We start from the raw sequence: 15,057 nt of genomic DNA on the forward strand, positions 1-15,057 counted from the left end.
CCGAACGCTGCGCCGTGGCCGGGGCCGGCGGCGCAACGTGGTCGACGGGGCGGTCGTCGGAAGGGCTCAGCTCGTAGCGAGGTGGTCGCGGTAGCGGCAGATCGACGCGAACTCGGCCGGGTCGATCGACGCTCCTCCGACGAGGGCGCCGTCGACGTCCTCCTGGGACATGATCGCCGCGACGTTGCCCGCCTTGACGCTGCCGCCGTAGAGCACGCGTATGCCGTCCGCGACGTCGCCGCTGTAGAGCTCGGCGAGCAGGGTGCGGATGGCCGCGCAGACCTCTTGCGCGTCGTCGGGGGTCGCGACCTCGCCGGTGCCGATGGCCCAGATGGGCTCGTAGGCGATGACGATCGAGGCGACCTGCTCCTTGGAGACGCCGTCGAGCGCTGCCCGCAGCTGGGCGACGACGTGCTCGACCTGACGGCCCTCCTTGCGCACGTCGAGGGCCTCGCCGCAGCAGAGGATCGGCGTGAGGTCGTGCTGGTAGGCCGCCTTGACCTTGGCGGCGACGACCTCGTCGGTCTCGCCGTGGCCCTCGCGGCGCTCACTGTGGCCGATGCACACGTAGGTGCAGCCGAGCTTCTTGAGGAAGGCGCCGGAGATGTCGCCCGTGTAGGCGCCCGAGGTGTGCGGCGAGAGGTCCTGCGCGCCGTACCTGAGGTCGAGCTTGTCGCCCTCGACGAGCGTCTGCACGGACCGCAGGTCGGTGAAGGGCGGCAGGACCGCGACCTCGACGGCGGAGTAGTCGTGCTTCGCGTCGCGCAGGGTCCAGTCGAGCTTCTGCACGAGGTGCGTGCCCTGCAGGTGGTCGAGGTTCATCTTCCAGTTGCCTGCCATGAGCGGCACGCGGCCGCTCTGCGGGGCAGCAGTGTTCTTCGCCATCAGGCGTCACCCTCCTCGAGGACCGTGAGACCGGGCAGCTCCTTGCCTTCGAGGTACTCGAGGCTCGCCCCGCCACCGGTCGAGATGTGGCCGAAGTCGGAGTCCTCGAAACCGAGCTGCCGCACGGCCGCGGCGGAGTCGCCTCCACCCACCACCGTCAGCGCGCCGGCGGACGTCACGTCGACGAGCGCCTGGGCGAGCGCCTTGGTGCCCGCGGCATATGGCGCCATCTCGAACGCGCCCATGGGGCCGTTCCAGAAGACGGTGCGGCAGTCGGCGAGCTTCTCGGCGAAGAGGCGGCTCGACTCGGGGCCGATGTCGAGGCCCATGCGGTCGGCGGGGATGGCGTCGGCAGCGACGACGTCGTGCGCGGCGTCCGCACTGAACGCGTCGGCGGCCACGACGTCGACGGGCAGCACGATCTCGACGCCCTCCTTCTCGGCGCGCTCGAGGTAGCCCTTGACCGTGTCGATCTGGTCGGCCTCGAGCAGGCTCTTGCCCACCTCGTGGCCCTGCGCGGCGAGGAAGGTGAAGACCATGCCACCACCGATGAGGAGCCGGTCGGCCGTGCCGAGCAGGTTGCCGATGACGCCGAGCTTGTCGGACACCTTGGCACCGCCGAGCACGACGGCATACGGCCGCTCGGGGTCCTTGGTGAGCCGGCGCAGCACGTCTACCTCGGCCGACACGAGGTCACCGGTGGCATGCGGCAGGAGGCGGGCGATGTCGTAGACCGAGGCCTGCTTGCGGTGCACGACACCGAAGCCGTCGGAGACGAAGACGTCTGCGAGAGAAGCGAGCTCGCCGGCGAAGGCAGCCCGCTCGTCGTCTGTCTTGGCGGTCTCGCCGGCGTTGAAGCGGAGGTTCTCGAGGAGCAGGACCTGGCCGTCCTCGAGCGCGGCCGCCTTGGCCTTGGCGTCGTCTCCGACGGTGTCGTCGGCGAAGACGACGTCGGTGCCGAGCACCTCGCCGAGACGCTCGGCGACGGGGGCCAGGGAGTACTTCGCCTCCGGGGCGCCCTTGGGGCGGCCGAGGTGGGCACAGACGATGACACGCGCCCCGGCGTCGGCCAGGCCCTTGATCGTCGGTGCCGACGCGCGGATGCGGCCGTCGTCGGTGATGGTCGTGCCGTCGAGCGGCACGTTGAGGTCGGAGCGGACGAGGACGCGCTTGCCGCGCAGGTCCCCGAGGTCACCGGTCGTCTTCACGCGGTCTGCCTCTTCCGGTAGCGGTGGGTCGGTGATGTGGGCGAGATATGGCTGCGGCCACCGCCCCGGCACGTGCCGGGGCGGTGGCCGGGTGCGTCAGAGCGACTCGCCGACAAGGTTGACGAGGTCGACGAGGCGGTTGGAGTAACCCCACTCGTTGTCGTACCAGCCGACGACCTTGACCTGGTTGCCGATGACCTTGGTGAGGCCGGCGTCGAAGATGCAGGAGGCCGGGTCGGTCTCGATGTCCTTGGACACGATCTCGTCCTCGGTGTAGACGAGGAAGCCCTTGAGCGGGCCCTCGGCAGCGGCCTTCACCGCGGCGTTGACCTCCTCGACCGTCGTCTCACGGCCGGCCTCGAAGGTGAGGTCGGTCGCCGAGCCGGTCGGCACCGGGACGCGGAGCGCGTAGCCGTCGAGCTTGCCCTTGAGCTCGGGCAGGACGAGGGCGACGGCCTTGGCGGCGCCGGTCGTCGTCGGCACGATGTTGAGGGCAGCGGCGCGGGCGCGGCGGAGGTCCTTGTGCGGCGCGTCCTGGAGGTTCTGGTCCTGGGTGTAGGCGTGGATCGTCGTCATGAGGCCCTTGACGATGCCGAACTCGTCGTTGAGGGCCTTGGCCATCGGCGCGAGGCAGTTCGTCGTGCACGAGGCGTTGGAGATGACGGTGTGAGCGGCCGGGTCGTAGAGCTCGTGGTTGACGCCCATCACGATCGTGATGTCCTCGTTCTTGGCCGGCGCCGAGATGATGACCTTCTTAGCCCCACCGTCGATGTGCGCCTTCGCCTTCTGCGCGTCGGTGAAGAAGCCGGTCGACTCGACGATGACGTCGGCACCCACGCCGGCCCAGTCGATCGCAGCCGGGTCGCGCTCCTCGAAGACGCGGATCGCCTTGCCGTCGACGATGATCGAGGTCTCGTCGTAGGTGACCTCGCCCGGGAAACGGCCCAGGATCGAGTCGTACTTGAGCAGGTGGGCGAGGGTCTTGTTGTCCATGAGGTCGTTCGTTGCGACGACCTCGATGTCGGCTCCGGATGCCAGGACGGCTCGGAAGAAGTTGCGGCCGATGCGGCCAAAGCCGTTGATACCAACGCGAACGGTCACTGCTGAGCACCTCTTCGGGTGAGACTGTGTCGGACGGTGTGTCAGACCTGGGACCGCGCGACATCGGGCGGCCTTGATCACCTTCCACCCTAGTGCGTCGGTCTCGCACGCGAGGCGTGAGTCTCAGGTGATGGTGAGCGATCGCTCACCATGCCCGGTCGCTGCCCGCCCGCTGCCTGGCCGCCGCCCGGGCGGTGCCCGCCCGCTCCTCGTCGGCTGCTCCCCCGCCGCCCGGGTCAGGACTCGAGCATGTCCTGGGTGAGGCTCGACTCCGTGCCGGGCACGCCGAGCTCCTCGGCGCGCTTGTCGGCCATGGCGAGCAGCCGGCGGATGCGGCCGGCCACGGCATCCTTCGTCATCGGCGGCTGGGCCAGCTGGCCGAGCTCCTCGAGGCTCGCCTGCTTGTGCTCGAGCCGCAGCGTGCCGGCCTCGCGCAGGTGGTCGGGGATCTCGTCGCCGAGGATCTCCATGGCGCGCTCGACCCGGGCGCCGGCCGCCACCGCGGCACGCGCCGAGCGCCGCAGGTTGGCGTCGTCGAAGTTGGCGAGACGGTTCGCGGTCGCGCGAACCTCGCGGCGCATCCGGCGCTCCTCCCAGGCCATGACGGCGTCGTGGGCACCGAGGCGGGTGAGGAGCGCGCCGATGGCGTCGCCGTCGCGGATGACGACGCGGTCGACGCCGCGCACCTCGCGCGCCTTGGCCTGGATGCCGAGGCGCCGGGCCGCGCCGACGAGGGCGAGGGCGGCCTCAGGACCGGGGCAGGTGACCTCGAGGGCCGACGAGCGGCCGGGCTCGGTGAGCGACCCGTGCGCGAGGAAGGCTCCCCGCCAGGCGGCCTCGGAGTCGCACGTCGACGCGCTGACGACCTTCGGCGGCAGGCCGCGGACCGGGCGCCCGCGACCGTCGACGAGGCCGGTCTGGCGGGCCAGCGTCGAGCCGTCCTCGACGACCCGCACGACGTAGCGGGACCCTCGGCGCAACCCGCCGGCGGCGAGCACGAGGACGTCGCTGCGGTGGCCGTAGACCTCGGTGATGTTGCGGCGCAGGCGTCGGGCGGCGTTCGCGGTGTCGAGCTCGGCCTCGACGACGATCTGGCCGCCGATCATGTGCAGCCCACCGGCGAAACGCAGCATCGTCGACACCTCGGCCTTGCGACAACAGGGCTTGGTGACCTCGAGTCTCGAGAGCTCGTCCTTCACCTTCGCTGTCATCGCCATGCGGTTCATCCTGCCACCCCGATCAAGCAGCCTCGCGCCGAGCCGGGCGAGCGCCCGTCAGGCGATGATGTCGCGCAGCGCCGCGGCCAGTCGGAGGGGGTCGTGGACGCCGGGCTGGCGCCGCGCCTCGACGGGGGCGACGACGAGCTCGGCCCCGAGCTCGGCGGCGGCCGCCCGAAGGGTCGGCACGTCGGGCACGACGCTGGGGTCGGCGAGGACGTAGTCGAGGCGCAGGTCGGGTGCGTTGGACGCGAACGAGGTGAGGTGGTCCTCGGCCCGGAAGTCGCGGGTCTCGCCCTTGTGCACCTCGAGGTTGAGGTTGAGCAGGCGCCGGGCCGGAGTGGCGACGAGCGCGTCGGCGAGGTCGGGCACGAGCAGGTGCGGCATGACCGACGTGAACCAGGACCCCGGCCCGAGCATCACCCAGTCAGCCCGGGCGACCGCCTCGATGGCCTCGTGGCACGGGGTCGGGCACGTGGGCAGGATGCCGATCGAGGAGACGATGCCCGGGGAGGACGCGACGCGGTGCTGGCCGCGCACCTCGACGGTCTCGTCGGGACGGTCGGGGTCGTGCCCTCGGATCTCGGCGACGATCTGCAGCGGCTCCCCCGCCATCGGCAGCACGCGGCCCCGGGCACCGAGCAGCCGGCCGACGAGGTCGAGGCCCTGCACGGTGTCGCCGAGCAGCTCCCAGATCGAGACGATCATGAGGTTGCCGAGGGCATGCCCGGCGAGGTCGCCGGTGCCCGAGAAGCGGTGCTGGAGGACGTCGCGCCACGTGTGCCCCCAGTCGCTGTCGTCGCACAGCGCCGACAGCGCCATGCGCAGGTCACCGGGCGGCAGCACGTCGAACTCCTCGCGCAGCCTGCCGCTCGATCCACCGTCGTCGGCGACCGTGACGACGGCGGTCACGCTGTCGGTGAGCAGCCGCAACGCGGTGAGTGCGGCCGACAGGCCGTGGCCACCACCGAGGGCGACGATGCTGCGGTGGTGGACGGGGACCAGGGGCCCCGGCGGAGGTGGAGGTGGTGGCGTCACGGTCGCTGCGATCCGGTGTCACTCACGCCCGAGGTCGCGGTGCACGACGAAGGTGTCGACCCCGTCGATCTGCCCGAGACGGGTGCTGAGCGCCTCGGCGGTGGCGACCGAGCGGTGCTTGCCGCCCGTGCAGCCCACGGCGACCGTGACGTAGCGGCGTCCTTCGCGCACGTAGCCTTCGATCATCGTCGTCAGCAGACCGGAGGCGCGGTCGATGAACTCCTCGGCGCCGGGCTGGGCCATGACGAACTCGGCCACCGGGGCGTCGCGGCCGGTCAGCGGCCGCAGCTCGGGCACCCAGAACGGGTTGGGCAGGAAGCGCATGTCGAAGACGACGTCGGCGTCGAGGGGCAGGCCGTACTTGAAGCCGAACGACATGACGGCGATGCGCAGCTGCGCCCGGCGGTCGCCGGCGAAGAGCGACGACAGCTTGGCCGTCAGCTGGTGCACGTTGAGGCCCGAGGTGTCGATGACGACGTCGGCGCTCGAGCGCAGGTCGACGAGCATCGTGCGCTCGAGCTGGATGCCGTCGAGCAGGCGACCGTCGGCCTGGAGCGGGTGCGGCCGGCGCACGCTCTCGAAGCGGCGCACGAGCGCCTCGTCGGTCGCGTCGAGGAAGACGAGGCTCGGGTGCTCACCACGCTCGCGGGCGGCGGCGATGGCCTCGGAGAGCATGCCGAACCAGCCGCGCGACCGCACGTCGACGACGACGGCGACCTGCTGCATCGAGGCCTCGGGGTTGCGCTCGCGCGCCTCGTCGCGCAGGTCGGCGAGGGCCGAGAGCAGCTGCGGCGGCAGGTTGTCGACGACGAGCCAGCCGAGGTCCTCGAGGACGTTGGCGGCCGTCGAGCGGCCCGCACCGCTCATCCCGGTGACGATGACGATCGGCGCGTCGGCCAGCGACCTGCCTGGCGTGGGGTTGGGGTCGGCGGTCATTCGAGGACTTCTCCCGTCGTGAGGTTCACGGCTGGCTCCGGCGCTGCACCCTCAGCCAAGTGGGTGACGATGGCGCTGGCAAGCGAAGGTCCGATTCCGGGTACCGCGACGAGGTCGTCGGCGCTCGCCTGGCGCAGGCGCTTGACCGACCCGAAGTGCCGCAGGATCGCCTTCTGCCGGCTCGCTCCGAGACCGGGTATGCCGTCGAGCTGGCTCGTCGTCATCGCCTTGGACCGCCGCTGGCGGTGGAAGGTGATGGCGAAGCGGTGCGCCTCGTCGCGCAGGCGCTGGAGCAGGTAGAGCCCCTCGCTCGTGCGCGGCAGGATGACCGGGTGCTCGAGACCGGGCAGCCAGACCTCCTCGAGCCGCTTGGCGAGCCCGACGAGCGCGACCTCCTCGATGCCGAGCTCGTCGAGCACGGCCTGGGCGGCGTTGACCTGGGGCAGGCCACCGTCGACGACGACGAGGCTCGGCGGGTAGGCGAAGCGGCGGGGTCGTCCGGTCTCGGGGTCGATCGGGCCGGAGGCCGATCGGTCGTCGTCGCCCGCACCGGAGTCGTCGGCTGAGTCGTCGGCTGAGTTGTCGGCCGAGTCGTCGGCTGAGCCGGCATCGCTGCCGGCTGCACGGGCCCCATCGGCTGCGCCCGAGGCGCCCGCGACCGACGATGCGGCGCCGTCGCTGACGACGCCGGTCGACAGGTCGAGGTCGCCGGCGCCCTCGGCGTCCTCGAGGTAGCGGCGGAAGCGCCGGGTCAGCACCTCGCGCATCGCGGCCGTGTCGTCGACGGTCACGGACTCGTCGGTGACGCCGCCCTGGGTCGCGCCGCGGACGATGAAGCGGCGGTACTCGCTCTTGCGGGCGAGCCCGTCCTCGAAGACCACCATCGAGGCCACGACGTTGGTGCCCTGCACGTGGCTGACGTCGTAGCACTCGATGCGCAGCGGCGCCTCGTCGAGCTCGAGGTAGTCCTGCAGCTCCTGAAGGGCACGGCTGCGCAGGGTGAGGTCACCGGCGCGGGCCACCTTGTGCCGGGCCAGGGACTGCTCGGCGTTGCGGCGCACCGTCTCCATGAGGGTGCGCTTGTCGCCGCGCTGCGGCACCCGCACGCTGACGGACGACCCCCGCACCGACGACAGCCACTCGGTGACCGCCTCGAGGTCGGCGGGCTCTGCAGGCACGAGCACCTCTCGCGGGACCCCCTCGCGCTCTGCGTCGCCGTAGACCTGCAGCAGCAGGTGCTCGACGAGGGAGGGGATGTCCTCGCTCTCCTTCTCGACGACCCAGCCGCGCTGGCCGCGGATGCGACCGCCGCGCACGTGGAATACCTGCACCGCGGCCTCGAGGTCGTCGTCGGCGAGGGCGAACACGTCGGCGTCGGTGGCGTCTCCGAGCACGACGGCCTGCTTCTCGAGGGCCTTGCTCAGCGCCCCGATGTCGTCACGCAGCCGGGCCGCCTGCTCGAAGTCGAGCTCGGCCGCCGCCTCGCGCATGCGGGTCTCGAGGCGCTTGACGAAGCGGCTCGTGTTGCCGGTCATGAAGTCGCAGAAGTCCTCGGCGATGGCCCGGTGCTCCTCGGCCGTCACCCGGCCGACGCACGGCGCCGAGCACTTGTCGATGTAGCCGAGCAGGCACGGCCGACCGCTCGCGCCGGCGCGCTTGAAGACGCCGGACGAGCAGGTGCGCACCGGGAAGACGCGCAGCAACAGGTCGAGGGTCTCGCGGATCGCCCACGCGTGGCCGTAGGGGCCGAAGTAGCGGGTGCCCTTGCGCTTGGCGCCGCGCATGACCTGGGCGCGGGGGAACTGCTCCCCCATCGTCACGGCGAGGAAGGGGTAGGACTTGTCGTCGCGGTACTTGACGTTGAAGCGTGGGTCGAACTCCTTGATCCAGGAGTACTCGAGCTGGAGCGCCTCGACCTCGGTGCGCACCACCGTCCACTCGACCGACGCGGCCGTCGTGACCATCGTCGCGGTGCGCGGGTGGAGCGCGGTGATGTCCTGGAAGTACGAGGACAACCGTGGCCGAAGGGATTTCGCCTTGCCGACGTAGATGACCCGCCCGTGACCGTCACGGAAGCGATAGACCCCCGGATCGGTCGGGATCTCCCCCGGCTTGGGGCGATAGGTCCTCGGGTCGGCCACGGCAACACCCTATGTCGGCACACCGACACCCCGACGACGCCCCTCGGCACACGGCATCCGTCCGCGTTGGTGAGGGCTGGTGAGGGCTGGTGGGGGCCGCGGGGCCAGCGGCCTCAGCTGACGGTCAGCGTGCTCCCCGAGACGGTCACCGTCTTGGGGGTGAGCCCCGTCGCCGCCGGGCCCGAGACCGGGTCGCCGGTCGTGCTGTCGAAGTGGCTCTGGTGGCACGGGCACACGATCTGGTTGCCCTCGAACGAGGCGACCGTGCAGCCCTGGTGGGGGCAGATCGCGTCGAAGGCCTTGAAGGTGCCCGCGGTCGGCTGCGTGATGACCGTCTGGGTGTCGGCGAAGATCTTGCCGCTGCCGACGGGGATCTCGGACGTGGGGATGCCTCCGGCCGCGGCCGACGACTCGCCGCCCGCGCCCGGGGAGGAGGTGGCCCCCGCGGCGCTCGAGGACGGGGCCGGCGCCTCGGGCACGGGCGGGCTGCTGCACGCCGCGAGCGCCCCGACGCCGGCGACGACGACGGCTGCCCGCAGCACGCCGCGCCGATCGGTCAGCTCCGCGATCCGCTCGGAGATGCCGGTCGTCGGCTCGGTCGGGTGGGAGAACGTGCCCTGGCTCATGCGTTCCTCTTCCGGGTCGTCGTGCTCGGGGCGGATCTCGTCTTGCTGACGGTCGTGCTCGACGTGGTCTTCTTCGCGGCGGCCGTCGTGGCTCCTCCGCGCGCACGGCTGGGCGCCTTGGTGCCGGCGCCGGGCGTGCTCGCCGTGGCCGTGCTGCTCGTCCCGGCCTTCCGGGTGATCTTCGTGCCGTTGGTTGTGGGCGCGCCACCGGTTCGCTGGGAGCTCGCTGTGGCGCCGCGACCGGAGGGCTTGCGGGCCGGCGTGCGCGTCGTCGTGCGTGCCGTGCGCTCGAGGATCGGCTTGAGGAAGCGCCCGGTGTGGCTCGCCTCGACGTCGGCGACGTGCTCGGGGGTGCCCTCGGCGATGACCATGCCGCCGCGCGAGCCACCCTCGGGACCCATGTCGATGATCCAGTCGGCGTTCTTGATGACATCGAGGTTGTGCTCGATGACGATGACGGTGTTGCCCTTCTCGACGAGGCCCTGGAGCACGTCGAGCAGCTTGCGGATGTCCTCGAAGTGCAGACCGGTCGTCGGCTCGTCGAGGACGTAGATGGTGCGTCCGGTGGACCGCTTCTGCAGCTCGCTCGCGAGCTTGACGCGCTGCGCCTCGCCTCCGGAGAGGGTCGGCGCGGGCTGGCCGAGGCGCACGTAGCCGAGGCCGACGTCGTTGAGGGTCTTGAGGTGGCGTGCGATCGCCGGCACCGCCTCGAAGAACGTGGCGGCCTCCTCGATCGGCATGTCGAGCACGTCGGCGATCGTCTTGCCCTTGAAGTGGACCTCGAGCGTCTCGCGGTTGTAGCGCGCGCCGTGGCACACCTCGCACGGGACGTAGACGTCCGGCAGGAAGTTCATCTCGATCTTGATGGTGCCGTCGCCGGAGCACGCGTCGCAGCGCCCGCCCTTGACATTGAAGGAGAAGCGGCCCGGCTGGTAGCCGCGCACCTTCGCCTCCGTCGTCTCGGCGAAGAGCTTGCGCATGTTGTCGAAGACGCCGGTGTAGGTCGCGGGGTTCGACCGTGGCGTGCGCCCGATCGGGCTCTGGTCGACGTGGACGACCTTGTCGAGCTGGTCGAGGCCGGTGACCGTCTTGTGCCGGCCCGGCACGTGGCGCGCCCCGTTGAGCTTGTTGGCGAGGACGTTGTAGAGGATGTCGTTGACGAGCGTCGACTTGCCTGAGCCCGAGACACCGGTCACCGCCACGAGGTTGCCGAGCGGGAAGTCGACCGAGACGTTCTGGAGGTTGTTCTCGCGTGCCCCGGAGACGGTGATCTGGCGCCCGTCGTGGCCCCGCCGGACGACGGGTGTCGGGATCTCGCGACGGCCGGAGAGATACATGCCGGTGAGCGAGTCGGGGTGCTCGAGCAGACCCTTGACCGGACCGGAGTGCACGACGCGGCCGCCGTGCTCGCCGGCGCCGGGGCCGATGTCGACGACCCAGTCGGCCGTCGCGATGGTGTCCTCGTCGTGCTCGACGACGATGAGCGTGTTGCCGAGGTCGCGCAGGCGCGTCAGCGTCTCGATGAGGCGGTGGTTGTCGCGCTGGTGCAGGCCGATCGACGGCTCGTCGAGGACGTAGAGTACGCCGACGAGCCCCGAGCCGATCTGCGTCGCGAGGCGGATGCGCTGGGCCTCGCCACCGGAGAGCGTGCCTGCGGGGCGGTCGAGCGAGAGGTAGTCGAGACCGACGTCGAGCAGGAAGCCGAGCCGCGCGTCGATCTCCTTGATGACCCGCTCGGCGATCTGCTTCTCGCGCGATGTGAAGTCGACGGTGTCGAGGAAGCCCGCGGCCTCGTTGATGGCGAGGCCACACACCTCGGAGATGTTCTTGCCGCCGAGCAGGACGGCGAGCGACTCGGGCTTGAGGCGGGCGCCCTTGCACACGGGGCAGGGCACCTGGCGCATGTAGCCCTCGTAGCGCTCACGGCTCCACTCGGAGTCGGTCTCGCCGTGGCGCCGCTTGATGAAGGGCACGACCCCCTCGAAGCCGGTCGTGTAGGACCGGTCGCGGCCGTAGCGGTTCTTGTACTTGACGTGGACCTTGTAGTTCTGGCCGTGGAGCAGGGCCTCCTTGGCGCGCGCCGGGAGCGACCGGAAGGGCGCCTCCATCGAGAACCTCATGTCCTCGGCGAGGGCCGTCATGACCCGCTGGAAGTACTCGGCCGAGCCCGAGCCCTGGGCCCAGGGCTGGATGGCGCCCTCGGCGAGGCTGAGGTCGTCGTCGGGCACGACGAGCTCGGGGTCGACCTCCAGCTCGGTGCCGATGCCGGTGCACTCGGGGCACGCGCCGAAGGGCGAGTTGAAGGAGAACGACCGCGGCTGGATCTCGTCCATGCCGAGGGGGTGGTTGTTGGGGCACGCCATCTTCTCGGAGAAGCGGCGCTCGCGGTCCTTCGCCTTGGCGTCGCGGTCGACGAAGTCGATGATGACGATGCCCCCGGCGAGGCCGAGAGCGGTCTCGACGGAGTCGGTGAGCCGGCGCTTCGCGCTCGTGTCGTCGCCCTTGGCGACGAGGCGGTCGACGACGACCTCGATCGTGTGCTTGCGCTGCTTCTCGAGGGCGGGGGGCTCGGCGAGCGACACGACCTCGCCGTCGACCCTCGCGCGGGAGAAGCCCTTGGTCTGGAGCTCGGCGAAGAGGTCGACGAACTCGCCCTTGCGGCCCTGCACCACCGGTGCGAGCACCTGGAAGCGGGTGCGGTCCTCGAGCGTCAGCAGCTGGTCGACGATCTGCTGCGGCGACTGCCGGGTGACCGGCTCGCCGCACACCGGGCAGTGCGGGCGGCCCGCGCGCGCGAAGAGGAGGCGGAGGTAGTCGTAGACCTCGGTGATGGTGCCGACCGTGGAGCGCGGGTTGCGGTTGGTCGACTTCTGGTCGATCGAGACCGCGGGCGAGAGGCCCTCGATGAAGTCGACGTCGGGCTTGTCCATCTGGCCGAGGAACTGCCGGGCGTAGGCCGACAGGGACTCGACGTAGCGCCGCTGGCCCTCGGCGAAGATCGTGTCGAACGCGAGGCTCGACTTGCCCGAGCCCGAGAGGCCGGTGAAGACGATGAGGCTGTCGCGGGGCAGGTCGACCGAGATGTCGCGCAGGTTGTGCTCGCGAGCGCCGCGGACGACGAGTGAGTGGGAGGAGCCGGTGGGCGTAACAGTCACCCCGACATGCTAGGTGGGACCTCCGACAGTCCTGTCACCCTCGACAGCGGGCGGACCGGGCGACCGGCCCACGGCCCCTCCCAGCCCGGTCACAGCCCCGCCCGACGCGCGCGCGGCGCCCGCCCGGCGCCCGCTCAGCCGCCTCCTGGGACGCACCGGACGGCATACTCGGGCGCATGAGCCCCGAGCCCACGCACGAGCCCACGCACGAGCCCGCGCGCGCGCCCACGCCGATCGAGGAGTATGCCGTCCTCGGCGACCTCGGCACGGCCGCCCTCGTCAGCCGGCGCGGCTCGATCGACTGGCTGTGCCTGCCGCGCTTCGACTCGCACGCCTGCTTCGCCGCCCTGCTCGGCACCCCGGAGCACGGCCGGTGGCTGCTCGGCCCGGTCGACGAGGAGGCCGTCTCCACGCGCAGCTATGTTGACGGCTCCTTCGTCCTCGAGACGGTGCACCGCACCGCGACGGGCTCGGTGCGGGTGACCGACCTCATGCCGATCGCCGACGGCCGCGCCGACGTGCTGCGCCGGGTCGAAGGCCTCGACGGCACCGTGCGGATGGTCCACGAGTGGGTCGTGCGCTTCGGCTACGGCGCGACGCGCCCCTGGGTCAGCCGCCGCTCCGACGACCGCGAGGGCCGCACCGACACGATCATCACCGCCGTGGCGGGGCCCGACATGCTCGTGCTGCGCGGCCAGCGGCTCCCCCGCTCGAGCGACGGGCGCCACATCGACGAGTTCGACGTCGCCGCCGGCGAGGTGCTCACCTTCTCGACGACGTGGTTCCCGAGCAACGAGCCGGTGCCACCGCCGCTCGAGGTGGGGGCACGCATCGAGCACACCCTGCGCCTCAGCCAGACGTGGACGGCGATGAGCGACTACGAGGGTCCCTACCTCGACGCGGTGACCCGTTCGCTGCTCGTGCTGCGCATCCTCAGCCACGGCGTGACCGGCGGCATCGTCGCCGCCCCGACGACGAGCCTGCCCGAGGACCTCGGGGGGGTGCGCAACTGGGACTACCGCTTCTGCTGGCTGCGCGACGCCGCGCTCACCCTCGAGGCGCTGCTCGGCTGCGGCTACCTCCACGAGGTCCAGTCGTGGCGTGGCTGGCTGCTGCGCGCGGTCGCCGGCGACCCGGAGGACATGCAGATCCTCTACTGCGTCGACGGCGCGCGCGACATCGTCGAGCGCGAGCTCCCTCACCTGCCGGGGTATGCCGCCTCGTCGCCCGTGCGCATCGGCAACGGTGCCGTGTCCCAGCGTCAGACCGACGTGCTCGGCGAGGTGATGATCTCGCTCGAGCACGCGCGCTCGCGGGGCCTCAAGGAGTCGGCCGACTCGTGGAACCTCCAGTGCGCCCTCGTCGACAACCTCGCCGACCACTGGGAGCAACCCGACAACGGGCTCTGGGAGATCCGCGGCCCGCTGCGCCACTTCACTCACTCGCGGGCCATGGTGTGGGCCGCCTTCGACCGCGCCGTGCGCGGTGTCGAGGAGCACGGTCTCCCCGGCCCGGTCGAGCGGTGGCGGGCGCTGCGCGAGCAGGTGCGCGAGGAGGTGCTGACCCGGGGTTTCGACGCCGAGCGCAACACCTTCGTCCAGCACTACGACACGACGGAGGTCGACGCGTCGCTGCTCACCCTCGGCTCGATCGGCATCGTCGACGGCGACGACCCCCGCATGCTGGGCACCATCCGCGCGGTCGAGCGGGACCTGCTGCGCGACGGCCTCGTCCTGCGCTACCGCACCCAGAGCGGGGTCGACGGGCTGCCGGGCGACGAGCACCCGTTCCTCGCCTGCTCCTTCTGGCTCGTCACGGCATACGCCAAGGCGGGTATGACCCCGGAGGCGACGGCGCTCATGGACCGGCTCGTCGACCTCCCCAACGACCTCGGCCTCCTCTCGGAGGAGTACGACCCGGTCGGAGGCCGGATGGTCGGCAACTACCCGCAGGCGTTCTCGCACCTGGCTCTCGTCGGCGCGGCCCTGTCGCTCGCCGAGGCGAGCGGAGACCGGGCGACCGCCCGGCGCACCCGGGGAGGTTCGTTGTGAGGGACACCGACGTCAGCGTCGAGCACATCGCGGTCGAGACCGAGCGGGTCGTCGCGACCGCCGCCTCGCTGCGCAACGACGCGGTGCTCGCACCGTCGCTCTGCGCCGGCTGGTCGCGGGGGCACGTGCTGTCGCACCTGGCGCGCAACGCCGACGCCCTCGGGCGGGTGTGCACCGTCGCGCTGACCGGCGAACCCGCCACGATGTATGCGTCGCAGGAGGCTCGCGACGCCGAGGTCGAGGCGGGTGCCCGACGCCCGGCCGCCGCGCAGGCCGCTGACATCCTCGAGTCGGCCGAACGGCTCGAGGCCCTGCTCGGAGCGCTGCACCCGGAGCACGCCGACATCGAGGTCGAGCGGGTGCCCGGCGGGCCCCGCATCGCCGTCGGATGGGTGCCTTTCATGCGGCTGCGCGAGCTCGCCTTCCACCACGTCGACCTCGACGCGTGCTTCCGCTTCGACCGCATGGCACCGGAGGTCGTCGACCTCCTGCTCACCGACTCCGTCGAGCGGCTGGGTCGCCACGCCGACGCGCCGTCGGTGCGCCTGGCCACGCCGGAGGGTGGGTCCTGGGTCGTCGGCGACGGTCGTACCCTCGTCACGGGGACCCCGGCAGGCCTGCTGCTGTGGGTCGCTCGCGGTCTCACCGACGACGTGACGATCGACGGACCCCCACCCACCCTTCCCTTCGGAGGCTGAG

General features: G+C 71.5%; 11 protein-coding genes. 2 read left to right on the top strand and 9 right to left on the bottom strand.

Going from position 1 to position 15,057, the window contains the following annotated elements; genetic code table 11:
• Positions 1–66 precede the first annotated feature (66 nt).
• The 9 genes from tpiA to uvrA all read right to left on the bottom strand — a co-directional run bounded on the left by tpiA (position 67) and on the right by uvrA (position 12,307).
• Positions 67–885 (bottom strand): triose-phosphate isomerase, encoded by an 819-nt coding sequence (gene tpiA, locus FHX52_RS05910; RefSeq protein ID WP_141820770.1) that lies wholly within the window; start codon positions 883–885, stop codon positions 67–69.
• Positions 885–2,093 carry a phosphoglycerate kinase gene (locus FHX52_RS05915; protein WP_141820772.1) on the bottom strand — a complete coding sequence of 403 codons (1,209 nt, stop codon included), beginning with the start codon at positions 2,091–2,093 and terminating at the stop codon, positions 885–887. Before FHX52_RS05915 ends, tpiA begins: the two co-directional genes overlap by 1 nt.
• A 96-nt stretch (positions 2,094–2,189) precedes the next feature.
• Positions 2,190–3,194: a type I glyceraldehyde-3-phosphate dehydrogenase gene (gene gap / locus FHX52_RS05920; protein WP_141820774.1), complete on the bottom strand. Its 1,005-nt coding sequence runs from the start codon at positions 3,192–3,194 to the stop codon at positions 2,190–2,192.
• 236 nt (positions 3,195–3,430) lie between these two features.
• Complete coding sequence (gene whiA, locus FHX52_RS05925) at positions 3,431–4,411, bottom strand: DNA-binding protein WhiA (protein ID WP_141820776.1); 981 nt, start codon at positions 4,409–4,411, stop codon at positions 3,431–3,433.
• Positions 4,412–4,468: 57 nt separating this feature from the next.
• Entirely contained in the window at positions 4,469–5,449 is a 981-nt protein-coding gene (locus tag FHX52_RS05930; RefSeq protein WP_281287978.1) for a gluconeogenesis factor YvcK family protein, read from the bottom strand.
• 18 nt (positions 5,450–5,467) lie between these two features.
• Complete coding sequence (gene rapZ / locus FHX52_RS05935; RefSeq protein WP_141820778.1) at positions 5,468–6,385, bottom strand: RNase adapter RapZ; 918 nt, start codon at positions 6,383–6,385, stop codon at positions 5,468–5,470.
• The gene (uvrC, locus tag FHX52_RS05940; protein WP_141820780.1) at positions 6,382–8,526 is read right to left on the bottom strand and encodes an excinuclease ABC subunit UvrC; all 2,145 of its coding nucleotides are present in this window, start codon (positions 8,524–8,526) and stop codon (positions 6,382–6,384) included. Before uvrC ends, rapZ begins: the two co-directional genes overlap by 4 nt.
• A gap of 113 nt (positions 8,527–8,639) precedes the next feature.
• On the bottom strand, positions 8,640–9,152 hold the full coding sequence (locus FHX52_RS05945) for a Rieske (2Fe-2S) protein (RefSeq protein WP_141820782.1): 513 nt from the start codon (positions 9,150–9,152) through the stop codon (positions 8,640–8,642).
• Positions 9,149–12,307 carry an excinuclease ABC subunit UvrA gene (uvrA, locus tag FHX52_RS05950; protein ID WP_141820784.1) on the bottom strand — a complete coding sequence of 1,053 codons (3,159 nt, stop codon included), beginning with the start codon at positions 12,305–12,307 and terminating at the stop codon, positions 9,149–9,151. Before uvrA ends, FHX52_RS05945 begins: the two co-directional genes overlap by 4 nt.
• A 176-nt stretch (positions 12,308–12,483) precedes the next feature.
• On the opposite strand from uvrA, the gene FHX52_RS05955 reads away from it, so the two are divergent.
• Together FHX52_RS05955 and FHX52_RS05960 are read left to right on the top strand one after the other, a co-directional pair.
• Positions 12,484–14,358 (top strand): glycoside hydrolase family 15 protein, encoded by a 1,875-nt coding sequence (locus tag FHX52_RS05955; protein WP_141820786.1) that lies wholly within the window; start codon positions 12,484–12,486, stop codon positions 14,356–14,358.
• Entirely contained in the window at positions 14,355–15,056 is a 702-nt protein-coding gene (locus FHX52_RS05960) for a maleylpyruvate isomerase family mycothiol-dependent enzyme (protein WP_141820788.1), read from the top strand. The genes FHX52_RS05955 and FHX52_RS05960 overlap by 4 nt, the downstream gene beginning before the upstream one ends.
• The last annotated feature ends 1 nt before the right edge of the window (position 15,057 follow it).

The organism is Humibacillus xanthopallidus (assembly GCF_006717145.1).
Taxonomy (GTDB): Bacteria; Actinomycetota; Actinomycetes; order Actinomycetales; family Dermatophilaceae; genus Humibacillus; species Humibacillus xanthopallidus.